The following is a 22,037-nucleotide window of genomic DNA, read 5'->3' on the forward strand; positions in this document are numbered from 1 at the left end:
CGGCGAGCCCCGCAGTCGCGAACCACGGTGAGCCGATGAACCGGCGGTTCGCTGCCCTGCTCGTCCCGCTGCTGCTGGCCGCCGCGGGCTGCACCGGCACCGGGCAGGAGGCCGCGCCGACCCGGCAGGGCGCCGCCGCCGGCCGGCCGTCCCCGTTCCAGGACTGCGCCGCGCTGACCGCCGCGCCGGACGCCACCCCGGCGAACGCCGCGCCGGCCGGGTCCGGCGCGGGCGACCCGCTGCCCGAGCTGACCTTGAACTGCTTCACCGGCGGGGCGCCGGTCGCCCTCCGGGACGTCCGCGGCCCGGCCGTGGTCAACGTCTGGGCCTCCTGGTGCGCGCCCTGCCGCAAGGAACTGCCCGCGTTCCAGCGGCTCAGCGAGCGCACCACCGGCCAGCTCCAGGTGCTCGGAGTGAACAGCCGTGACAGCCGCGCCGGCGCGCAGTCCATCGGGGAGGACTTCGGCGTCCGCTTCCCGGTCCTGATCGACCAGGGTGAGGCGCTGCAACGGGCGCTGGGCCGCAACGCCATCCCGCTCACCCTCTTCGTCGACGGGCAGGGCCGGGTGCGGCACGTCGACGCGTCCGGCGCGCTGGACGACGCTCGCCTCGCCGCGCTGGTCCGGCAGCACCTGGGCCTGGCGGTGCCGGCGTGACCCGGCAGCCACCGCCCTGGATCGGGCCACTGCTGAACCGGCTCGGCGACGCCCGTACGGAGGACTTCACCCGACTGGCCACGCCGGACAACGGCGGCCGGGAGAGCGCCGTGCTGGTGCTGCTCGGCGAGGAACCCGGCGTCGGCCCGGACGTGCTGATCCTGCAGCGGGCCGCCACCCTGCGCAACCACGCCGGTCAGCCGGCCTTCCCGGGCGGCGCGGCCGACCCGGACGACGCCGACGCCTCGGCGACCGCGCTGCGCGAGGCGAACGAGGAGGTCGGCCTCGACCCGACCAGCGTCACCGTGCTGGCCGAGCTGCCCCGGCTCTGGATCCCGGTCAGCGACTTCGTGGTGACCCCGGTGCTCGCCTGGTGGCACGCACCGCACCCGGTGCACCCCCGGGAACCCGCCGAGGTGGCGCACGTGGCCCGGCTGCCGATCGCCGAGCTGGTCGACCCGGCGAACCGGATGCGGGTGCGGCACCCGAGCGGCTGGATCGGCCCGGCCTTCTCCGCCCGCGGGATGCTGGTGTGGGGCTTCACCGCGGGGGTGCTGGCCGCCCTGCTGGAGATGGGCGGCTGGGCGCGACCGTGGCCGCGCGGCCGGGTGGTCGAGCTGCCGCCGACCGCCGCCACCCCGGCGCCGTCGGCCGGCACCGACGAGGTCGACGAGAGCGCCCTCCGCTGACCTGACGGTCACCTTGGGCAAGCGATGGTCATCCCGCGAGCGCGCTGCCCGTACGCTTGACCCGTGTCCGCCGTGGATCTCGTCCTGCTGCTGCTCATGCTCGTGTTCGCGATCAGCGGATACCGCCAGGGGTTCGTCATCGGGCTGCTGTCCTTCTCGGGCTTCTTCCTGGGCGCCCTCGCCGGCCTCCAGATCGGGCCGCTGCTGGCCCAGCAGTTCGTCGACAGCGGCACCCGGGTGCTGATCTCCCTGGTGGCGGTCTTCGGGCTGGCCGTGGTCGGCCAGGCGCTCGCCGGTTGGCTCGGCTCCCACCTGCGCAAGACGATCACCAGCGACGTGGGCAAGCAGGTCGACGACATCGGCGGGGCGTTCGTTTCGATCTTCGCGGTGCTGCTGGTCGCCTGGCTGGTCGCGGTGCCGCTCGGGTCGTCCTCGCTGCCCTGGCTGGCCGCGTCGGTGAAGAACAGCGCGCTGCTCACCGTGGTCGACCGGGTGCTTCCGGACCGGGCGCAGCAGCTCTCCACCGCGCTGCGCGACACGGTGGACACCAACGGCTTCCCGGACGTCTTCGACGGGTTGGGCCGTACCTCCGCCCGGCAGGTCTCGCCGCCCGACCCGGCGCTCGCCGGCTCCCAGGTGGTGGTCAACGGCCAGCGCTCGGTGGTCAAGGTGCTCGGCTCCGCGCCGAGCTGCTCGCGCCGGATCGAGGGCTCCGGCTTCGTCTACGCCGACGACCGGGTGATGACCAACGCGCACGTGGTGGCGGGCACCCGCACGGTGGCGGTGGAGCTGAACGGCGACCGGTACGACGGCGAGGTGGTCGTCTACGACCCGGACCGGGACCTGGCCGTGCTCTACGTGCCGGGGCTGCCCGGCCCGTCGATGCGGTTCGCCGCCGGCAACGCGGGCAGCGGCGCGGACGCGATCGTGCTCGGCTTCCCGCTCGACGGCCCGTACGACGCGCAGTCGGCCCGGGTACGCGACGTGGACCGGATCACCGGGCCGGACATCTACGCCTCCGGCGACGTGACCCGGGAGATCTACACCATCCGGGCGCTGGTCCGCAGCGGCAACTCCGGCGGGCCGCTGCTCTCCGCCAACGGGTTGGTGCTCGGGGTGATCTTCGCGGCGGCCGCCGACGACCCGAACACCGGCTTCGCGGTGACCGCCGGCGAGGCACGCCCGGTCGCGCTGGCCGGCGCCGAGCGCACCCGCGGCGTCGCCACCGGCAAGTGCACCTGACCCCTCGCCCACCCCCGAGGCGCCAGCCCCCGCCTGGTCCCTGACCGTGCCGCCCCGCTCGCCCCACCAAGCCTCAGTTTCGGGGTAAGTGCTGCCTCCCGCCGCGCCGAGGGCGCAGTTTCGGGGAAAGTGCGGCCTTCTCGCTGGGTGGCCCGGCGGCGTCAGGGGTGGGGAGCGGCGGACGGGGGGTGGTGGCGCCAGATGGTGAAGGCGGCGGCGGTCGCGGCGACCACGGCCGTGCCGAGCAGCCAGCCGGCCAGCACGTCGCTGGTCCAGTGCACCCCGAGCGCCAGCCGGCTGAACCCGGTCACCCCGGCCAGCAGCAGCGCGGCGGCGAGCACCGCCCAGCGGGCGGCCCGTTCCCGCGCGTACGGCAGAAAGACCACCAGCAGGATCCCGGCGGCCAGGGCGGAATTCAGCGCGTGCCCGGACGGGAAGGCGAGGCCGGCGGCCTGCGCCACCGGCTCGGGCAGGTCCGGCCGCGCCCGGCCGAAGAGCAGTTTGAGCAGCGGGCTGAGCAGCCCGCCCACCAGCATGGTGACGGCCACCCAGACCGCCAGTTGCCGGGCGCCGCGCCGGGCCAGCCACACCACCAGCGCGAGCGCGCCGATCCGTAGGGACATCGGTGCGAACACGTCGGTCCACAGGCTCATCAGCCGGACCCAGGCGGGGTGCTCGGCGGCGAAGCCGTGCAGCGCCTCGGCCACGGTGGCGTCCAGGTGGCGCAGCGGTGGCCAGCCGGCCAGGACCAGGAGCGCGAGCAGGGCGAACGGCACCAGCACCACGAACGCCGCGGCGACCGCGAGGGTGAGCCGGAGGCCGCGCGAGTCGTCCGGGTGCAGCCGGCGTCGCCGCCACGACGGCCGCGGCGGCGCGGGAAGAGTGTGCTGGCCGGGCGAGGTCATGCCATCTTTTCTACCCGGGACGGGGCGGTGTCAGGCGTTTCGCCCGCAAAGGGGTGGCTCGGGCGTCCGGCCCGTGCCGGGGTGATCCGGTCGTCCGGGTGCGGTCGGGCGTAACCGGCCCGGTGGGGCGGCGCGAGCGGGTCAGCGACTTCCCCACTGCCGGAACCGGCGCACCATCAGCGCCGCGCCGGTGAGCAGGGCGACGAAGAGCGCCGCGCCGGTCCAGAGCCGTTCGGGGGTGGAGTCGTGCTCGGCGCCCGCCGGCTGAGCCGTCCACCGGCTCTGCTGGCGCGGCGAGGTCCAGCCGCCCAGCGGGTCCGCCCCGGCGCCGGCCGCCTCGGCCGAACCCGGTGCCGGGCCGAACCCGACCACGCCGGGCGACGAGTGGTCGTCCAGCGGGTTGCGGCCCACCGGGGCCACCTCGGCGTCGAGCGCCGCGACCGGGTCGACCAGGCCGAACCCGAAGCGGTCGTCCCGGCCGGCGGGGCCGATGTCGCGTGCGGTGGCCAGCAGACGATTGACCACGTCGCCGGCGGACATCTCCGGGTATCGGGCCCGGACCAGCGCGGCCGTGGCGGCGACCAGCGGCGCCGCGAAGCTCGTGCCCTGCACCCGCCAGTAGCCGCCGGGCGGCCGGGCGCCGACCAGCCCGGTGGCCGGGGCGGTGAGCACGGTGGCGCGGCCGGTGATCGCGCCGGACCAGAGGTTCTCGCTGTCCCGGTCGAGGCCGGACACCGCGATCACACCCGGTTCCCGGGCGGGGTACCAGACCTTGGAGTTTGTCGAGGTGGCGAGGTTGCCGGTGCAGGCGACCACCACCACGTCCCGGGCGAAGGCGTAGTCGAGCGCCGCCGCCAGCGCCGGACTGTCGCCACCGCCGCCGAGGGACAGGTTGATCACCCGGGCGCCGTTGTCGACGGCCCAGCGCACGCCCTTGGCGACGATCAACGCGTCGTCGTAGCGGTTCTTGTCGTCCAGCACCCGCACCGGCAGGATCTTGGCGTCGGGCGCGAGGCCGACCACACCCCGGTTGTCGTCGTTGCGCCCGGCGATCAGCCCGGCCACCGTGGTGCCGTGGCCGACCGGGTCCGGGTCGCCGGCGCCCTCCGGGGCGACCAGATCGAGGCCGGGCAGCACCTGGCCGGCCAGGTCGGGGTGGTCGGCGTCCACACCGGAGTCGATGACCGCGACGGTGACCCCGCGCCCGGTCGAGTTGCGCCAGGCCGTCTTCGCCCTCAGCTCGTCGAGCTGCCACTGCTCGTCGCGGACCTGGTCGGCGCGGGCCTGGCTGTCCGCCGGCGCGAACGCCGCCGGTGGGCCGGCGACCGGTCGCGCGGCGGGCGCGGCGGCGGCGGGCACCGAACCGGCGAGCGACACGACCGTGGCCGCCACACCGAGCAGCGCCCGGCCGGCGACCCGTCGCGCCGTCGGCGGACGACCCTGCCGCACCCTGGTCACATCCCCAGCCATTCATCGGTTCCGGAAAGACGACGATCGGAGATTACCGGTTCCACCCCCTCTTCCGGGGCGATCCGGGGACACCCTGTCACGGTGGCGGCAGGTGGGCCAGCTGCACGAGGCGTACGCCCTCGCGCCGGGTGACCAACCGACCCCGCCCCGGCGGCAGCGGCCCGGGCCGGACCGGGCCGACCAGCGCCCCCTCGTCCGGGCTGCCGGCCATCACCAGCCCGGCCGTGGAGAGCTCCCGCAGCCGCTGCACGATCGGCTCGTACTGGGCCCGGCCGGCGCCGCCGGAGCGGCGGGCCAGCACCAGGTGCAGCCCGACGTCGCGGGCGTGCGGCAGGTGCTCCTCCAACGCCCGCAACGGGTTGGCCGGCCCGCTGGCGACCAGGTCGTAGTCGTCCACCAGCACGAACAGCTCCGGCCCGGACCACCACGACCGCTCCCGCAACTGCGCCGGGGTGACCTCCGGGCCGGCGAGCCGGGCCTGCAGGTAGCCGGCGGCCGACTCGATCAGGTCGGCGGTGTGCGCGGCGGCGGTGCCGTAGCCGATCAGGTGCGGCGACTCGATCGCGCCGAGCAGGCTGCGCCGGTAGTCGACCAGGATCACCCGGGCCTGCTCCGGGGTGAACCGGGTGATGATCGACGTGGCCAGCGCGCGCAGGAACGACGACTTGCCGCACTCGCCGTCGCCGAAGACCACGAAGTGCGGCTCGGTGGCGAAGTCCAGCACCACCGGGCGCAGGTCCGCCTCGGCCACCCCGACCGGCAGGCGCAGCCCGGTCGTCGCGGTCAGGTCGAGGTCGGCGTACGGGAGCACCGGCGGGAGCAGCCGGACCCGCGGCGCGCCCGGCCCGGGCCAGCCGGCGGCCACCTGCTTGACCAGGTCGGCGGTGTCCCCACCGGCGGCGAGCTGCGGCAGCGCGGTGAGGAAGTGCAGGCTCTCCGCGGTGATGCCCCGGCCGGCGCTCTGCTCCGGCACGTTCGCCGCGGCCCGCCGCGCCACCAGCGAGTCGGCCGGGTCGCCGAGGCGCAGCTCCAGCCGGGAACCGAAGAGGTCCCGGATGGCCGGCCGGAAGTCCAGCCAGCGCAGCGCCGTCGCCACCACGTGCACCCCGTAGGACAGGCCCCGGGTGGCGAGGTCGGTGATCAGCGGCTCCAGGTCGTCGTACTCGGCGCGCAGGGTGGCCCAGCCGTCGACCACGAGGAACACGTCGCCGAACGGGTCGGTGGCCGACGGGCCGGTGCCGGCCAGCGCGGCACGGCGCTGCCGCCAGGCGGCCATCGACTCCACGCCCAGCTCCGCGAAGCGCCGCTCCCGATCGACCAGCAGGGTGGCGATCTCGCCGACCGTACGCCGGACGGCGGTCGGGTCGGTGCGCCCGGCGACCCCGCCGACGTGCGGCAGGTCGCGCAGCCCGGCCAGCCCGCCGCCGCCGAAGTCGAGGCAGTAGACCTGCACCTCGGCCGGGGTGTGGGTGAGGGCCAGCGCGCAGATCAGCGTGCGCAGCGCGGTCGACTTCCCGCTCTGCGGCGCACCGACCACCGCCACGTGCCCGGCGGCGCCGTCCAGCGCCAGCCAGAGCAGGTCGCGGCGCTGCTCGAACGGTTTGTCGACCACGGCGACCGGCACCTGGAGCGCGCCGTGCAGCTCCGGGTTGCCGACGGTCAGCCCGCGCGCCGGGTCGACGCCGGCCGGGCCGAGCAGCTCGTCCAGCGCCGGTGGGCGGCCCAGCGGCGGCAACCAGACCTGGTGCGCCGGCGGGCCCTGCCCGGCCAGCCGGCCGACCAGCAGCTCGAGCAGGCTCTCCGTGGCGTCCTCGTCGGCGGGTGGCGCGGCCGGCCCGGCCGGCTCCGGCGGCGGCACGTAGTGGGTGGAGAAGGCGAGCAGGCGGGGGTTGCCGGCACCGCCCGCACCGGCGGCGACGGGGTGCCGGCGCACCGCCCCGGAGACGTACGCGGCCTTGAACCGGACCAGCGGCTCGGTGCCGAAGCGCAGGTAGCCGTGGCCGGGCGAGCGGGGCAGCTCGTACGCGTCCGGCACCCCGAGCACCGTCCGGGACTCCAGCGCGGAGAAGGTCCGCAACCCGATCCGGTACGACAGGTGGGTATCGAGTCCTCGTAGTCGCCCCTCTTCCAACCGCTGGCTCGCCAGCAGCAGGTGTACGCCGAGCGACCGCCCCAGCCGGCCGATCTGTACGAAGAGGTCGATGAAGTCGGGCTTGGCCGAGAGCAGCTCGGAGAACTCGTCGCAGATCAGCAGCAGCGAGGGCAGCGGGGCGAGCGGGGTGCCGGCGGCCCGGGCCCGCTCGTAGTCGCGCAGGCTGGCGAAGTTGCCGGCCCGGCGGAGCAGTTCCTGGCGGCGGACCAGCTCGCCGTTGATCGCGTCGACCATCCGGTCGACCAGCGGCAGGGCGTCGGCCAGGTTGGTGATCACCGCGGCGGTGTGCGGCAGCCGGTCGAAGGAGGCGAAGGTAGCGCCGCCCTTGAAGTCGATCAGCACGAAGTTGAGCTGCTCCGAGCTGTGCGTGGCGGCCAGCCCGAGCACCAGCGTGCGCAGCAGCTCGGACTTGCCGGAGCCGGTGGCCCCGATCAGCAGGCCGTGCGGGCCCATCCCGTCCTGGGCGGACTCCTTGAGGTCCAGTTCGATGGGGCCGCCGTCGGTGCCCACCCCGATCGGCACCCGCAACCGCTCGCGCGGCGACCGGGGCAGCCAGCCCTGCGCTCGGCGGTGAAGCTCTCCGGGTCGCCGAGCCCGAGCAGCTCGGGCAGCCCCGGTTCGGCGCCGGCCGGGGCGTCCGGGCCGCGGGGTGCGCTGGCCAGCCGCAGCGGCGCCAACCGGCGGGCGACCGCCTCGGCGTCGGCCAGCTCCAACCGGTCGGCGGTGCCCACCTCGACGTGTCCCTCGGCAGAGTGCGAGTGCAGCCGACCGTCGCGCAGCTCCAGCAGCAGCGCGAACCGGTCCAGCAGGCGCGGCGGCGCGGTGTCCAGGTCGATGACCGTCACGGCGTCGATGCCGCCGTCCCCGGTCAGGTCGGTGGCTCCGGTGAGGTCGCCGCCGTCGAGCACCACCACCACGTGTGGCCCGTCCATGGCCGGCCCGGCCGGGCTGAACCGGGACCGGCTGGCCAGCACGTCGTCGAGCAGCCGTTCCAGCTCGGCGGCGGCGCTGGTGACCAGCCGCACCGGGCCCAGCGCGTCGGTACGGCCGGGGTGGTGGGCGTGCGGCAGCCATTTCACCCACTCCCAGGCGTTCCGCCGTTCCGGCCCGGTGCAGACCGCGACGAGCAGCTCGTCGGGGGCGTGGAAGACGGCCAGCTGGGTGAGCATCGCGCGGGCCAGCGCCCGGCCGTCGCCGGCCGGCGTGGCCTTCAGGTGGACCCGGGCGAAGCTGCGCAGCGACAGCGCCACCGGCAGGTCGGGCACCACCGAGTACGCGTCCAGGAAGCGGCGCAGCGCGCCCGCGGTCATCGGCTCCAGCTCCTCGAGCGGGCGGGTGACCGGCGGGACCAGCGGCGTCGCCAGGGTCTGCGGCCCGACGGCGACCCGGACCACCGCGAAGTCCGGGTCGACCGGCCGGCGCTCCCAGACCCGGTGGCTCTCCACCGTGGACCAGAGCCGGCCCGGGTCCGGATGCCGGTAGTAGAGTCCCGCGCGCTGCTGGCCGGCGGTCTGCCGGACCCGCCGGCGCAGCGCGGTCAGGTGCCGCAGGTACTCCCGGCGGGCCGCCATCATCTCCGACTTCTTCGGCGTGCCGGAGGCGCTGCCCCACGAGGTCACCAGCATGGCCAGCGAGGAGAGGCCGAACATGCCGCCGACCACGTACGAGTAGGCCCCGCCGCCGCGGCCGAACATCATCGCCATGGCCACCGTGCCGCCGAGCATCGGCAGCACCATCAGCAGCTGCTGCCAGCGCCCGCCGGTGACCGCGGGGATCTCCGGCGGCGCCTCCACCGGCAGCTCGCCGACCGGGATCTCCGGCGCCGGGCGTCGAGGTGGCCGCTTGATGACGACAGTGGACACCCAACCTCCTGACAACGCACGGTGACCCGAGCCTGGCTCATCGTAGGTAAAGTCCTGTCGTCCGCGCAGCCACCAAAACCGCTCGATATGGAGATCGGTCGATGACAATCGGGTTGGCCCGGGTGACCATCAGCGCTCCGCAGCGGCGGGTGGACGTCGCGCTGCCGGAACAGGTCCCGCTCGCCGAGCTGCTGCCGGAGGTGCTGCGGCACGCCGGTGAGGGGCTGGCCGACGACGGCGAGCGGCACGGCGGCTGGGTGCTGCGGCGTACCGATGGGGCGGTGCTGGCCACCGCGCAGGCGCTGCTGCCGCAGGGCGTCCGGGACGGCGAGGTGTTGCACCTGGTGCCGGCCCGCGCCGAGTGGCCCGAGCTGGAGTACGACGACGTGGTGGAGGCGATCGCCGACGGCGCCCGGCGGCGGGGCGGCGCCTGGTCGCCCGCGGCCACCCGGGCCGCCGTGCTGGCCGGGGCGGCGGTGCCGCTCGGGGTGGGCCTGCTCGCCGTGCTCGCCGGCGGTCCGGGGCGCGGCGCCGGCTGGCCCGCCGCGGCGGTGGTGGCGCTGCTGCTCACCCTGGCCGGCACGGTGGCGTCCCGGGCGCACGGGGACGGGCCGGTCGGCGCCACCCTGGGCGGCTACGCGCTGCCGTACGCGGCCGCGGCCGGCGCCCTCGCGGTCGGCTCCGGCGACCCGGTCGGCCCGCTCGCCCCGCTGCGCTGGCTGGGCGCGCCGGAACTGCTGGCCGGCTCGGTGGCGCTGCTGCTGGTGTCGGTGCTCGGGCTGGCCGGCATCGCCACCCGGCTGCGGGTCTTCGTGGCCGGCGCCGTGGTCGGAGCGGCCGGCGCGCTGGCCGCCCTCGGCGGGCTGCTGCTCGACCCGGCCGGCACCGCCGCGGTGCTGCTCTGCGTCCTGGTCTTTCGCCGTCGGCGCGGTCCCGCTGCTGGCCATCCGGCTGGGCGAGGTGCCGCTGCCGCCGATCACCCTGCCCACCGGCGCCCCCGGTGACGACCGGGCCCGGGACCTGCCCGACCGGGGTCGGGTCTACGCGGCGGTGGCCCGCACCGAGGAGATGCTGACCGGGATGCTGCTCGGGCACGCGGTGCTGGCGGTCGCCGCCGCGCTGGTGCTCGGCGTCGCCGGCGGGACCGCCGGCCGGGTGCTCGTCGCGGTCGCCGGGGCCGTGCTGCTGCTGCGCTCCCGGCTGTTCGTGGCGCTGCGGCACCGGGTGCCGACGGTGGCCGCCGGGCTGGCCGGGTACGCCGTGCTGGGGGCCGTGCTCGCCGCCGGCTCCGGTCCGGCCGGCCGGCTGGTGCTGGTCGTCGGCGGGCTGGCGGTGGCCCTGCTGGCGGTGGCGGCGGGCAGCACGTACGCCTCCCGGCCGGTCTCCCCGTACCTCGGCCGGCTCGCCGACCTGACCGACACCGCGCTGGTGGTCTCCGTGGTCCCGGTCGCCTGCGCGGTGCTCGACCTGTACGAACGGGCCCGGGGGCTGCTCGGCTGAGCGGCCCCCGGGCCCGTTCGAACGTCGCTGCGGATCAGTGCCCGGTGTCGCCGCGCTCCTCGGCCTCCTTGGCGCGCTGGTACGACGCCCGGATCTCGGCCTCGGCCTCGGTCCGCCCCACCCAGGTGGCACCCTCGACCGACTTGCCCGGCTCCAGGTCCTTGTAGACCTCGAAGAAGTGCTGGATCTCCAGCCGGTCGAACTCGCCGAGGTGGTGGATGTCGCGCAGGTGCTCCTGGCGCGGGTCCTCGTAGGGGACGCAGAGCACCTTGTCGTCGCCGCCCTTCTCGTCCGTCATCCGGAACATGCCGATGGTGCGGCAGCGGATCAGGCAGCCGGGGAAGGTCGGCTCGGGGACCAGCACCAGCGCGTCCAGCGGGTCGCCGTCCTCGCCGAGGGTGCCCTCGATGAACCCGTAGTCCGCCGGGTACTGGGTGGACGTGAAGAGGGTGCGGTCCAGCCGGATCCGGCCGGTCGCGTGGTCGACCTCGTACTTGTTGCGGTGACCCTTCGGGATCTCAACCGTCACGTCGAAATCCATCTGCACGCTCCCTCGTTTGCCCACGCTGGCTAACGGAAACCACCGGCGCCGCCCGGTCCGGGTGAATGCCCACCCACCGGCTCCGGCCACCGCATAGTGTTCGGACCGAAGTAGTGTCACCCAGGCCGAATTTCGTGGGGGAGGAGGGGGTCGTGGGGAGGGAAGATTCACACTACCGCCCGGAGGCGGGTGCTGGACGTGGTACGGGTGGATCTGCTCCGGGTGCCGCCACCGGCCGGTTCCGGGTCCCCGGCGCGCACCCCCCGCAGGCCCCGCAGCCGCCCGCCGACCCGGCCGCGGCGTACGGCGCGGACCGACCCGCGCCCCCGCCCTGGCGGCCGGGCGGCGACGCGCCGACCGCCGCGCCCGGGGCACCGTACCCGGGTGTCGCCGGCACGCCCGGCGGCCGCCCGCTGAACCCCGGCGCCTCCGGTACGGCCAGCGTCCCGCCGCCGCCCGCCGGTGCCTCCGGTACGGCCAGCGTGCCGCCGTTCCACGCCGGTGCCGCCGGCCCGGTGTCGACGCCGCCCGCCGGCCCGCCGCCGTCCGCCGTGCCCCCCGCGCCGGCCCGGCGCCGGCGGCTGCTCCCGCTCGTGCTCGCCACGGTGCTGCTGCTCGCGCTGGCCGTCGGCGTGGTCGTGGTCCGTCCCGGCCCGGTGGCGGACTGGCTCGGCGACGACCGGGCCGCCGGGCCCACCGCCGAGACGGCCGATCCACCGCCGGTGCCGGTGCTGGCCGGGGCGGACGCGAACGCCCCGCTCCCCAGTCCGGAAGGGGTCTCCGCCGCGCTCGACCCGCTGGTCCGCGCGGCCGCCCTCGGTGACCGGGTCAACGTCTCGGTGGCCGACGTGGCCACCGGCCAGCCGCTCTTCGGCGCCAACGAGGACGACGGCACCGTGCCCGCCTCGGTGACCAAGCTGGTGACCGCGGTGACCGTGCTCGCCGCGCGCGGTCCCGGATACCGCATCCCGACCCGGGCGGTGGCCGGCGCCAGCCCGGGCGAGGTGGTGATCGTGGGCGGCGGCGACCCGACGCTGGCGGTCGACAAGAAGGGCTTCTACCCCGGCGCGGCCCGGCTGGACGACCTGGCCGCCCAGGTGAAGGCGGCCCTCGGCGGCACCGCGCCGACCAAGGTGATCGTCGACTCCTCGCTCTACTCCGGCCCGGTCCACGAGCCCGGCTGGGACGCCGACATCCCCACCGGCGGGTACGGCGGCGCGATCACCGCGTTGATGACCGACGGCGCGCGCGCGGACGTGCCGCAGGCCAAGCGGGACCACGACGCGGGCAGCCACGGCGCCGAGCGGGTGTCCCGGCCCGACCTGGTCGCCGGCCGCGCGTTCGCCCGGCTGCTCGGCGTGCCGACCGACAAGGTCAGCAGCGGCAGGTCCCCGGCCGCTGGCGCCGACGCCACCGCGGGCGGCCCTGGCGGCGAGCTGGGCAAGGTGGAGTCGCTGCCGATGGTCCGGCTGGTCGACATCATGATCAGCGACAGCGACAACATCGTCGCCGAGGCGCTGGCCCGCCAGGTCGCGCTGGCCCGTGACCAGCCTGCCTCGTTCACCGGCGCCGCCGCCGCGATGGACGCCGTGGCGGCCGAACTGGGCCTGCCCGCCGACGAGCTCTCTCTCGCCGACGGCAGCGGGCTGTCCCGCACCAACCGGATCAGCCCCTCGCTCCTCACCGACCTGGTCACCCTCGCCGGCAACGGCAGCCGGCCGGAGCTGGCCGCGGTCTTCGGCGGCCTGCCGGTCGCCGGCTGGTCCGGCACGCTGGGCGAACGCTTCGCGGCGAGCGGGTCCAAGGCCGGCGCCGGCGTGGTCCGGGCCAAGACCGGCACGCTGACCAGGGTGCACGCCATCGCCGGGCTGGTCACCACCGCCGACGGTCGGCTGCTCACCTTCGCCGTGCTCACCGACGCGGTGCCCCCGGACGGCATGGACGCCGCCCGGGGAGCGCTGGACCGGATCGGCGCCGCGCTGGCCGGCTGCGGCTGCCGCTGACCCCCGCCGCCCCGGCGGCGGCGGTGCCTTCGGGTGCGCGGGCCGCCGCGACCGGCGTCGATCGCCACCGCGAGCCCGGGCCGGGGTGTTCCGGCGCGGGTACGGTGGGTGCATGGCGCAGTTCGTGGACTGGGATCTGGCCGCCGCGACCGCGGGGGCGCTGGGCAAGTCGGGCCCCCGGGTGTCGTACGCGGAGGCCACCGACGTGGTCGCCGACCTGCGGCGGTTGACCGAGGAGGCGGCCGGGCACGTCGCCGACTACACCGGGCTGCGGCCGCAGCTGTCGCACCCGCCGGTGCGGGTGGTCGACCGGCGGGACTGGGCGGCGACCAACATCGCCGGGCTGCGCGAGGTGATCAGCCCCCTGGTCAGCCGGCTCTCAGGCGACAAGCAGCCCGGCCCGCTGACCGAGGCGATCGGTTCCCGGCTCACCGGCGTGCAGGCCGGCACCGTGCTGGCGTACCTCTCCGGCCGGGTGCTCGGCCAGTACGAGGTCTTCTCCGCCGATCCCGGGCAGCTGCTGCTGGTCGCGCCGAACATCGTCGAGGTGGAACGCAAGCTCGGCGCCGACCCGCGCGACTTCCGGCTCTGGGTCTGCCTGCACGAGGTGACCCACCGCACCCAGTTCACCGCCGTGCCCTGGATGCGCGGCTACTTCCTGGGCGAGGTGCAGGCCTTCGTCGACGCCTCGTCCGGCGGCGGCGAGCACCTGCTGGAGCGGCTGCGCCGCGGCGTGGCCACCCTCTCCGACGCGGTCCGCGACCCGGAGAGCCGCACCAGCGTGCTGGACCTCGTCCAGACGCCGGCGCAGCGGGCCGTGCTGGACCGGCTGACCGCGCTGATGACCCTGCTCGAGGGGCACGCGGAGTTCGTGATGGACGGGGTGGGCCCGCAGGTGATCCCGAGCGTCGAGCGGATCCGAGCGGCGTTCAACCGGCGCCGGGAGTCCGGCAACCCGCTGGAGAAGGCGATCCGCCGGCTGCTCGGCGTCGACGTCAAGATGCGCCAGTACGCCGAGGGCCGCAAGTTCGTGCACGGCGTGGTGGAGCGGGTCGGGATGCCCGGCTTCAACAAGGTCTTCGACTCGCCGCTCACCCTGCCCCGGCTGGAGGAGCTCGGCGACCCGGACGCCTGGGTGGCCCGGGTGCACGGGCCGGTGGGCCCGGTGCCGGTCGTCGGCTGACCGTCCGGCCGTGGCCGCGCTCGCCCCGCCGGTCGCCGCGATCCGGGTCGCGGTGCGCCGCGCGCTGACCGGTCTGCCGCCCGGGCCGGTGCTGGTCGCCTGCTCCGGTGGCGCCGACTCGCTCGCGCTGGCCGCGGCCACCGTCTTCGTGGCGCCCCGGCTGGGCCGGCCGGCCGGTCTGGTGACCGTCGACCACGGCCTGCAGGCCGGCTCGGCCGAGCGGGCCGAGGCGGTGGCGGCCTGGGCGGGCGAGGTCGGCTTCGCCCCCGTGGAGGCGGTCCGGGTCGAGGTGGCCGGCCGTCCCGGTGGGCCGGAGGCGGCCGCCCGGGAGGCCCGCTACCAGGCGTTGGCCGAGGTGGCCCGGCGGCACCGGGCGGCGGCGCTGCTCACCGGCCACACCCGGGACGACCAGGCCGAGACGGTGCTGCTCGCGCTCGCCCGGGGCGCCGGCCCGCGCGGGCTGGCCGGGATGCCCGCCCGCCGGGACCTGGCCGGGGTGCCGCTGCTGCGCCCACTGCTCGAGGTGAGCCGGGAGCAGACCCGCAAGGCGTGCGCGGTGCTCGGGCTGACCCCGTGGGAGGACCCGCACAACGCCGACCCCTCGTACGCCCGCGCCCGGGTCCGGGCCGACGTGCTGCCGGCGCTGGTGCGGGCGCTCGGGCCGGGCGTGCTGGAGAACCTGGCCCGGACGGCCCGGCTGGTGGCGGCCGACAACGCCGCGCTCGACGACCTGGCCGGCACCGCGCTCGCGGCGGTCCGGCACCCGGCCGGCGGGCTGTCGGTGGCGGCGCTCGCCGACCTGGCTCCCGCGGTACGCGGCCGGGTGCTGCACGCCTGGGCCCGCGAGCTGGGCGCCCCGCCGGCCGCGCTGTCGCACCGGCACGTGACCGCCCTCGACACGCTGGTCACCGGCTGGCGTGGGCAGGGGGCGGCGCACCTGCCCGGCGGCCTGCGGGTGGTCCGCCGGGACGGCCGACTGACCCGGGTCGGCGGGCCCTGAGGAGCGGCCGCCGCCGGGCCGGCGATCCCTGACGGGACGCGGGCGCCGCCGGGACGCGGTAGACATGGCGCATGGCGTACCCCCGACAGCCCCTCTACGCCCCGCACGGCGCGGTGGCGACGAGCCACCCGCTGGCCGCGGCGGCCGGCCTGGCCGTGCTGCGGCGCGGCGGCAACGCCGTCGACGCGGCGCTGGCCACCGCGATCACGCTCACCGTGGTGCAGCCTCCGTCCAACGACATCGGCGGGGACCTGTTCGCCCTGGTCTGGGACGGCGAGCGGCTGCACGGGCTGAACGCCTCCGGCCGGTCGCCGGCGGCGCTGACCCGGGAGGCGGTGCTCGCCGCGACCGGCGGGCGGGGCGCCGCGCCGGTGGACGCGCTCGGCGGCGACCAGCACACCGGACCGGCCCTGCCCGCCCGGGGCTGGCTGCCGGTGACTGTCCCCGGAGCGCCGGCCGGCTGGCGGGACCTGCACGACCGGTTCGGCCGGCTGCCCTTCGCCGACCTCTTCACCGACGCCGTCGGGTACGCCGAGCACGGCCACCCGGTCTCCACCGGAGTGGCCGCGGCCTGGGCGCGCGGGGTGGCCGCGCACGCGGAACTGACCGGCGCGGAGTACGCCGAGTTCGACCGGGTGTTCGCGCCCGGCGGCCGGGCGCCGCGGCCGGGGGAGCGGTGGCGCAACCCGGACGCGGCGCGGACCCTGCGCCGGATCGCCGACACCGGGGCCGAGGACTTCTACCGGGGTGCGACGGCCGAGGCGCTGGCCCGGCACGCCGCCCGGACCGGCGGGCTGCTCACCGGCGACGACCTGGCCCGGCACACCTCCAGCTGGGTGGAGCCGGTGCGGGTGCGCTACCGGGGACACGAGGTGTGGGAGCTGCCGCCGAACGGGCAGGGGTTGGCCGCGCTGCTCGCGCTGGGTGTGCTGGACGGGCTGGAACTGGCCGACGTCGCGCTGGCGGAACGCCTGCACCGGCAGATCGAGGCGGTGAAGCTCGGCTTCGCCGACGCGCACGCGCACGTCGCCGACCCGGATCGGGTCGAGGTGCCCACCGAGGCGCTGCTCTCGCCCGGGTACGCGGCCGCACGGCGGGCGTTGATCACCGACCGCGCCGGCACCCACACGGCCGGCGACCCGGAGCGCGGCGGCACCGTCTACCTCTGCGCCGCCGACGCCGGCGGCATGATGGTCAGTCTCATCCAGTCCACCTACCTGGCGTTCGGCTCGCACGTGGTGCTGCCCGGGCACGGGTTCGCGCTGCAGAACCGGGGCCTCGGGTTCCGCCTCGACCCTGCCCACCCGAACGTGGTGGGGCCGGGCAAGCGGCCGTTCCACACGATCATTCCCGGCTTCCTGACCCGGGACGGCGAGCCGGTGGGGCCGTTCGGCGTGATGGGCGGCCACATGCAGCCGCAGGGGCACGTCCAGCTCGTCTCGGCCACCCTCGACGCCGGGCTCGACCCGCAGGCGGCGCTGGACGCGCCGCGCTGGTACTGGCACGCCGGCCGGTCGGTGCTGGTCGAGCCGGAACTCGTCGGCACGGCGGAGGGCCGGGCGGCGGTCACCGAGCTGCGGGCCCGGGGACACGAGATCACCGTCGCCGGGGAGCCGGCGGCCTTCGGGTACGGGCAGGCGATCTGGCGGGCGGCCGACGGCGGCTACGTCGCCGGGTCCGAGTCCCGGGTCGACGGCGGGATGGGCGGCTTCTGACGGGCCGGAGACTGCTCTCTCAGCCGGCGTGGGCGCGGTCGCGGAAGGTGGTCCGGTAGCTGTGCGGGGTGGCGCCGACCCGGCGGGCGAAGTGGTGCCGTAGCGCGGCGGCGTCGCCGAACCCGGACCGGTCGGCGACGTCCTCCACGCTCAGCCGGGTCTCCTCGAGCAGCCGCCGGGCCAGCAGCACCCGCTGGTTGGTCAGCCAGTCGTGCGGGGTGGTGCCGGTCTCGGCCCGGAACCGGCGGGCGAAGGTCCGCGGCGCCATGCCGGCCCGGGCGGCGATCTCGTCGACCGTCACCGGCCGGTCCAGGTGCCCCATCAGCCACTCCAGCACCGGCTCCAGGGTGGGCGCCTCGGGCGCCTTGGGGATCGGCGCCTCGACGTACTGCGACTGCCCGCCGTCGCGGTGCGGCGGGACGACCATCCGGCGGGCCAACCGGGTGGCCGTGGCCGACCCGTGCTCCTGGCGCACCAGGTGCAGGCAGGCGTCGATGCCGGCCGCGGTGCCGGCGCTGGTGAGCAGCCGGCCGTCCTGCACGTAGAGCGAGTTGCACTGCACCCGGGCGGTCGGGTGGCGGTGCTGGAGTTCGTCGACGTACTTCCAGTGGGTGGTGCAGTCGCGGCCGTCGAGCAGGCCGGCCGCGCCGAGCAGGAACGCTCCCGAGCAGACGCTGAGCAGGTACGCCCCCCGGTCGCCGGCCCGGCACAGCGCGTCGAGCACCTCCGGCGGCACGGTCGCCGTCGTTCCCTGCTGGTGGGCGGGCACGGCGACCAGGTCGGCCTCCTCGACCGGCCCGAGGTCGGCGTGCGGGACGAGGTGGAAGCCGGAGGCGGTACGCACCGGCGCGCCGTCGGGGGTGCATACCTGGAAGCGGTAGCCGGGGAAGCCGTCGGCGGTGCGGTCGGTGCCGAAGACCTCGGCGAGGACGCCCAACTCGAACGCGGCGACCCCGTCGAGGGCGAGGACGGCAACCGTACGCAGCATGTGACGAGGGTAACCCCAGAGGTGGCAGAAAATCGAGCCTGGATGGCATTCCTGCCACTGTCCGGGGCGGACGGAGGGGCGGAAACTGGATTCAGTCCGGTGCGCACCGGCGGCGAAACCGACAGCAAACGTGCGAAAGCGAGCGCCGCCATGGAGTTCCTGTTCTTCCTTCTGTTCCTCGTCCTCCTCGCCGCGGCCTCGGCGACCGGCCTGACCGCAGACAGCCGGGACTCGGCCGACTGGAAGCCCACCGACGACGGCCGCCGGTGGCAGTCCCGTACCTGCTGAGGTGATTGGTCAACTTTGCGGGAAAAATCCTGGGCGGGACCGCGCCAAAAGGGGCGGCCCCGCCGACGGGGGCCGTCCGGCGTACGGCAGGCTAGGGGTCATGGCTGACGGCTCCTGGTACGACGCCGACATCGACCACGTGATCATCTCCGAGGCGCAGATCCGCGAGAAGACCGCGGAACTGGCCAAGCAGGTTTCCGCGGACTACGCCCACGTCGAGGACGGGCTCCTGCTCGTCTGCGTGCTCAAGGGCGCGGTCATGTTCATGGCCGACTTCGCCCGGGCGCTGGGCCGGCAGGGGCCCCCCGCCGAACTGGACTTCATGGCCATCTCCTCGTACGGCCAGGGCACCACCTCCTCCGGCGTGGTCCGCATCCTCAAGGACCTGGACCGCGACATCGCCGGCCGGCACGTCGTGGTGGTCGAGGACATCGTCGACTCCGGGCTGACCCTCTCCTGGCTGCTGCGCTACCTCGAGTCGCGCTCCGCGGCGAGCGTCGAGGTGGTCGCGCTGTTCCGCAAGCCGGACGCGGTCAAGGTGTCCGTGCCGGTGAAGTACGTCGGCTTCGACATCCCGACCGAGTTCGTCGTCGGCTACGGCCTCGACTTCGCCGAGCGTTACCGCGAGCTGCCCTACGTCGGCGTGCTCAAGCCGGAGGTCTACGCCCGGTCCTGAGCCGGCCCCGCATCGGCGCGCGTCGAGCGGACGTTCAGCGGACTCCCAGCCGATCGGACTACCGTGGACGTCGGTGGCGCGGAGGCAGCTCCGCTCCCGGCCCCTCGACCGCGTGACCGGGCGATCGGATGGCCGGGTCCGGACTCCTCGCCACGCCGGCCATCGCCCGGGCTCCGCTGGGAGCGGGAAGGCGCGCTGGCGGGCCCGGCCGCGGGGCGCTCCGTCGATCTCGATGGGGCGTGACTGCGGGGCTCGCAAGCTCACTTCTCGCGCACACGGTGTACCGTCGAATGACCGCGGCGCGGCAGATTCGCGCCTCGGGGTCGCGGCCGGCCCGCACGGCGGCCCGGCGCCGCCCCAGGCGGCGACACCATTCAGACGGTCAGGACGTCGATCAGGAGGATGCGGGCGTCTCGATGCCCGACAACAGCATGGAACGTACGCGTTTCTTCCGCCGACCGGTGGTCTGGATCATCCTGGTCATCCTCGGCGCCGTTGTGCTCAGTCAACTCTTCACGGCTGGTCCCAGCTACCACCGGGTGGACACCTCGGTGGCGCTCGACCAGCTCCACACCGCCAAGATCGACAAGGCGGTCTTCCAGGACAAGGAGCAGACGCTCCAGCTCGAACTCGCCGAGAAGGCGAAGTTCGGCGACACCACGACCGACCGGATCGAGGCCCAGTTCCCGTACGAGGTCGGCGACCAGGTCTGGAACGAGGTCCTCGACGCCAAGGCGGCGAACCGGATCACCGGCCCGGCCAACACCAAGGTCTCCTCGGACAGCATCTGGGTGAGCCTGCTGGTCAACCTCCTGCCCATCGCGCTGCTCGTGCTCCTGCTGCTCTTCTTCATGTCGCAGATGCAGGGCGGCGGCTCCCGGGTGCTCAACTTCGGCAAGTCCAAGGCCAAGATGATCACCAAGGACACGCCGAAGACCACGTTCGCGGACGTGGCCGGCGCCGAGGAGGCCGTCGAGGAGCTGCACGAGATCAAGGACTTCCTGCAGAACCCGGCGAAGTACCAGGCCCTCGGCGCGAAGATCCCCAAGGGCGTGCTGCTCTTCGGCCCGCCCGGTACCGGTAAGACGCTGCTGGCCCGGGCGGTCGCCGGCGAGGCCGGGGTGCCGTTCTACTCGATCTCCGGTTCCGACTTCGTGGAGATGTTCGTCGGTGTCGGCGCCAGCCGGGTCCGCGACCTCTTCGAGCAGGCCAAGGCGAACGCCCCGGCGATCGTCTTCGTCGACGAGATCGACGCCGTCGGCCGGCACCGCGGCGCCGGCATGGGCGGTGGCCACGACGAGCGCGAGCAGACGCTGAACCAGCTGCTCGTCGAGATGGACGGCTTCGACACCAAGGGCGGGGTCATCCTGATCGCCGCCACCAACCGGCCGGACATCCTCGACCCGGCGCTGCTGCGCCCGGGCCGGTTCGACCGGCAGATCCCGGTGGACGCCCCCGACATGGAGGGCCGCAAGGCGATCCTGCGGGTGCACGCCAAGGGCAAGCCGTTCACCCCCGACGTCGACCTCGACGCGGTGGCTCGGCGTACCCCGGGCTTCAGCGGCGCCGACCTGGCCAACGTGATCAACGAGTCCGCGCTGCTCACCGCCCGCAAGGACCAGCGGGCGATCACCAACGACTCCCTGGAGGAGTCGATCGACCGGGTGATCGCCGGTCCGCAGCGCCGGACCCGGGTGATGAGCGACCAGGAGAAGAAGATCACCGCGTACCACGAGGGTGGACACGCGCTGGTCGCCTGGGCGCTGCCGCACGCCGCGCCGGTGCACAAGGTGACGATCCTGTCCCGCGGTCGCTCGCTGGGCCACACCCTGGTGCTGCCCACGGAGGACAAGTACACCCAGACCCGCGCGGAGATGGTCGACACGCTGGCCTACGCGCTCGGCGGCCGGGCCGCCGAGGAGCTGGTCTTCCACGAGCCGACCACCGGCGCCGGCAACGACATCGAGAAGGCCACCCAGCTGGCCCGCGCGATGATCACCCAGTACGGCATGAGCTCCAAGCTCGGTGCGATCAAGTACGGCACCAGCGGCGACGAGCCGTTCCTCGGTCGCAACATGGGCCACGAGCGGGACTACTCCGACGCCGTCGCCGCCGAGATCGACGCCGAGATGCGGGCGCTGATCGAGCTGGCCCACGACGAGGCCTGGGAGATCCTGGTCGAGTACCGGGACGTGCTGGACAACATCGTCCTGGAGCTGATGGAGAAGGAGACCCTCTCCACCGCCGACATGGCCCGGATCTGCGCCCGGGTGGCCAAGCGGCCGCCGATGGCGCCGTACAACGGCTTCGGCAAGCGCCAGCCCTCCACCGAGCCGCCGGTGCTCACGCCGGCGGAGAAGGAGGCGCTCAAGGTGCAGGCCCAGGCCGACGGCGCCGAGGCGACGGTCGGCGGTGGCGCCACCTCGAACAACTCGGACGGTACGCACTGAGTACCGACCCGGCGGCCAGCCCCCACGACCGGGGGCTGGCCGCCTCCGCAACCGAGCCCGACGGCGACGACCTGGACTACGTCGCCGCCCGCCTGATCAGCGGCAAGCTCACCGGCCGGCCGATCGAGGACACCATGGACCTCGGCCGGATCGAGAAGGCGGTCCGGGAGATCCTGATCGCCGTCGGGGAGGACCCGGATCGCGACGGGCTCCAGCAGACCCCGGCCCGGGTGGCCCGCGCGTACGCGGAACTTTTCGCCGGCCTCCGGGTCGACCCGGCCCAGGTGCTCAGCACCACCTTCGAGGCCAACCACGAGGAGCTGGTGCTGGTCCGGGACATCGACGTGATGAGCCTCTGCGAGCACCACCTGCTGCCGTTCCGGGGCAGCGCGCACATCGGCTACATCCCCGGGCCGGACGGCCGGATCACCGGCCTGTCCAAGCTGGCCCGGCTGGTCGAGGTCTTCGCCCGCCGGCCCCAGGTGCAGGAGCGGCTCACCTCGCAGATCGCCGACCTGCTGATGAGCAAGCTGGCACCGCGCGGCGTGGTGGTGGTGCTGGAGTGCGAGCACATGTGCATGGCGATGCGCGGCATCCAGAAGTCCGGCGCCAAGACCATCACCTCGGCGGTACGCGGCACGCTCCAGCACGATGCCAAGTCGCGCGCCGAGGCGATGGCGCTGATCATCCCCCGCTGAGCCGCGAGCAACCACCGGC

15 protein-coding genes and 2 pseudogenes are annotated in these 22,037 nt (G+C 75.2%); 12 read left to right on the plus strand and 5 right to left on the minus strand.

Annotated features, from left to right (window positions below):
• Positions 1-35: 35 nt before the first annotated feature.
• From ACVCAH_RS00540 to ACVCAH_RS00550, 3 genes are all read left to right on the plus strand, one after another.
• A complete protein-coding gene (locus ACVCAH_RS00540) occupies positions 36-656 on the plus strand; it encodes a TlpA family protein disulfide reductase (protein WP_447134031.1) in 621 nt (206 codons plus the stop codon).
• Positions 653-1,345, plus strand: a complete 693-nt coding sequence (locus ACVCAH_RS00545; RefSeq protein ID WP_447134032.1) for an NUDIX hydrolase — start codon at positions 653-655, stop codon at positions 1,343-1,345. The genes ACVCAH_RS00540 and ACVCAH_RS00545 overlap by 4 nt, the downstream gene beginning before the upstream one ends.
• A 63-nt stretch (positions 1,346-1,408) precedes the next feature.
• Positions 1,409-2,587, plus strand: coding sequence for a MarP family serine protease (locus ACVCAH_RS00550; protein ID WP_447134033.1), 1,179 nt, complete (start codon positions 1,409-1,411; stop codon positions 2,585-2,587).
• Between the two features lie 161 nt (positions 2,588-2,748).
• Here the strand turns inward: ACVCAH_RS00550 and ACVCAH_RS00555 are convergent, their stop codons facing one another.
• The 3 genes and pseudogenes from ACVCAH_RS00555 to eccCa form a co-directional block, all read right to left on the minus strand.
• Positions 2,749-3,492 carry a phosphatase PAP2 family protein gene (locus tag ACVCAH_RS00555; protein ID WP_447134034.1) on the minus strand — a complete coding sequence of 248 codons (744 nt, stop codon included), beginning with the start codon at positions 3,490-3,492 and terminating at the stop codon, positions 2,749-2,751.
• Positions 3,493-3,633: 141 nt separating this feature from the next.
• Positions 3,634-4,962: a type VII secretion-associated serine protease mycosin gene (mycP, locus tag ACVCAH_RS00560; RefSeq protein WP_447134035.1), complete on the minus strand. Its 1,329-nt coding sequence runs from the start codon at positions 4,960-4,962 to the stop codon at positions 3,634-3,636.
• A gap of 76 nt (positions 4,963-5,038) precedes the next feature.
• Positions 5,039-8,976: pseudogene (gene eccCa / locus ACVCAH_RS00565) on the minus strand (type VII secretion protein EccCa).
• 101 nt (positions 8,977-9,077) lie between these two features.
• On the opposite strand from eccCa, the pseudogene eccD reads away from it, so the two are divergent.
• Positions 9,078-10,476: pseudogene (gene eccD / locus ACVCAH_RS00570) on the plus strand (type VII secretion integral membrane protein EccD).
• Between the two features lie 34 nt (positions 10,477-10,510).
• Here the strand turns inward: eccD and ACVCAH_RS00575 are convergent.
• Positions 10,511-11,017: an inorganic diphosphatase gene (locus ACVCAH_RS00575; RefSeq protein WP_447134036.1), complete on the minus strand. Its 507-nt coding sequence runs from the start codon at positions 11,015-11,017 to the stop codon at positions 10,511-10,513.
• 551 nt (positions 11,018-11,568) lie between these two features.
• On the opposite strand from ACVCAH_RS00575, the gene dacB reads away from it, so the two are divergent.
• From dacB to ACVCAH_RS00595, 4 genes are all read left to right on the plus strand, one after another.
• Positions 11,569-13,020, plus strand: coding sequence for a D-alanyl-D-alanine carboxypeptidase/D-alanyl-D-alanine endopeptidase (gene dacB / locus ACVCAH_RS00580; protein WP_447134346.1), 1,452 nt, complete (start codon positions 11,569-11,571; stop codon positions 13,018-13,020).
• 112 nt (positions 13,021-13,132) lie between these two features.
• Entirely contained in the window at positions 13,133-14,203 is a 1,071-nt protein-coding gene (locus tag ACVCAH_RS00585) for a zinc-dependent metalloprotease (protein ID WP_447134037.1), read from the plus strand.
• Between the two features lie 10 nt (positions 14,204-14,213).
• Positions 14,214-15,203: a tRNA lysidine(34) synthetase TilS gene (gene tilS / locus ACVCAH_RS00590; RefSeq protein WP_447134038.1), complete on the plus strand. Its 990-nt coding sequence runs from the start codon at positions 14,214-14,216 to the stop codon at positions 15,201-15,203.
• Positions 15,204-15,274: 71 nt separating this feature from the next.
• A complete protein-coding gene (locus ACVCAH_RS00595; RefSeq protein WP_447134039.1) occupies positions 15,275-16,918 on the plus strand; it encodes a gamma-glutamyltransferase family protein in 1,644 nt (547 codons plus the stop codon).
• A gap of 19 nt (positions 16,919-16,937) precedes the next feature.
• On the opposite strand, the gene ACVCAH_RS00600 is transcribed toward ACVCAH_RS00595, so the two are convergent.
• Complete coding sequence (locus tag ACVCAH_RS00600; protein ID WP_447134040.1) at positions 16,938-17,906, minus strand: GlxA family transcriptional regulator; 969 nt, start codon at positions 17,904-17,906, stop codon at positions 16,938-16,940.
• Between the two features lie 42 nt (positions 17,907-17,948).
• On the opposite strand from ACVCAH_RS00600, the gene ACVCAH_RS00605 reads away from it, so the two are divergent.
• The 4 genes from ACVCAH_RS00605 to folE all read left to right on the plus strand — a co-directional run bounded on the left by ACVCAH_RS00605 (position 17,949) and on the right by folE (position 22,018).
• Positions 17,949-18,194 carry a hypothetical protein gene (locus ACVCAH_RS00605; RefSeq protein WP_447134371.1) on the plus strand — a complete coding sequence of 82 codons (246 nt, stop codon included), beginning with the start codon at positions 17,949-17,951 and terminating at the stop codon, positions 18,192-18,194.
• A 100-nt stretch (positions 18,195-18,294) separates the two neighbouring features.
• Entirely contained in the window at positions 18,295-18,870 is a 576-nt protein-coding gene (gene hpt, locus ACVCAH_RS00610) for a hypoxanthine phosphoribosyltransferase (RefSeq protein WP_447134041.1), read from the plus strand.
• Between the two features lie 431 nt (positions 18,871-19,301).
• Positions 19,302-21,320, plus strand: coding sequence for an ATP-dependent zinc metalloprotease FtsH (ftsH, locus tag ACVCAH_RS00615; protein WP_447134042.1), 2,019 nt, complete (start codon positions 19,302-19,304; stop codon positions 21,318-21,320).
• 35 nt (positions 21,321-21,355) lie between these two features.
• Positions 21,356-22,018: a GTP cyclohydrolase I FolE gene (gene folE / locus ACVCAH_RS00620; RefSeq protein WP_447134347.1), complete on the plus strand. Its 663-nt coding sequence runs from the start codon at positions 21,356-21,358 to the stop codon at positions 22,016-22,018.
• Positions 22,019-22,037 lie beyond the last annotated feature (19 nt).

It is taken from the genome of Micromonospora sp. LZ34, from assembly GCF_052981855.1.

Bases quoted from the DNA above. Each gene is read 5' to 3' on its own strand.
- ACVCAH_RS00540 (WP_447134031.1), top strand. From the start codon at position 36: ATGAACCGGCGGTTCGCTGCCCTGCTCGTCCCGCTGCTGCTGGCCGCC.
- ACVCAH_RS00555 (WP_447134034.1), bottom strand. From the start codon at position 3,492: ATGACCTCGCCCGGCCAGCACACTCTTCCCGCGCCGCCGCGGCCGTCG.
- mycP (WP_447134035.1), bottom strand. From the start codon at position 4,962: ATGGCTGGGGATGTGACCAGGGTGCGGCAGGGTCGTCCGCCGACGGCG.
- ACVCAH_RS00575 (WP_447134036.1), bottom strand. From the start codon at position 11,017: ATGGATTTCGACGTGACGGTTGAGATCCCGAAGGGTCACCGCAACAAG.
- ACVCAH_RS00585 (WP_447134037.1), top strand. From the start codon at position 13,133: ATGGCGCAGTTCGTGGACTGGGATCTGGCCGCCGCGACCGCGGGGGCG.
- ACVCAH_RS00595 (WP_447134039.1), top strand. From the start codon at position 15,275: ATGGCGTACCCCCGACAGCCCCTCTACGCCCCGCACGGCGCGGTGGCG.
- ACVCAH_RS00600 (WP_447134040.1), bottom strand. From the start codon at position 17,906: ATGCTGCGTACGGTTGCCGTCCTCGCCCTCGACGGGGTCGCCGCGTTC.
- ACVCAH_RS00605 (WP_447134371.1), top strand. From the start codon at position 17,949: ATGGCATTCCTGCCACTGTCCGGGGCGGACGGAGGGGCGGAAACTGGA.
- hpt (WP_447134041.1), top strand. From the start codon at position 18,295: ATGGCTGACGGCTCCTGGTACGACGCCGACATCGACCACGTGATCATC.
- ftsH (WP_447134042.1), top strand. From the start codon at position 19,302: ATGGAACGTACGCGTTTCTTCCGCCGACCGGTGGTCTGGATCATCCTG.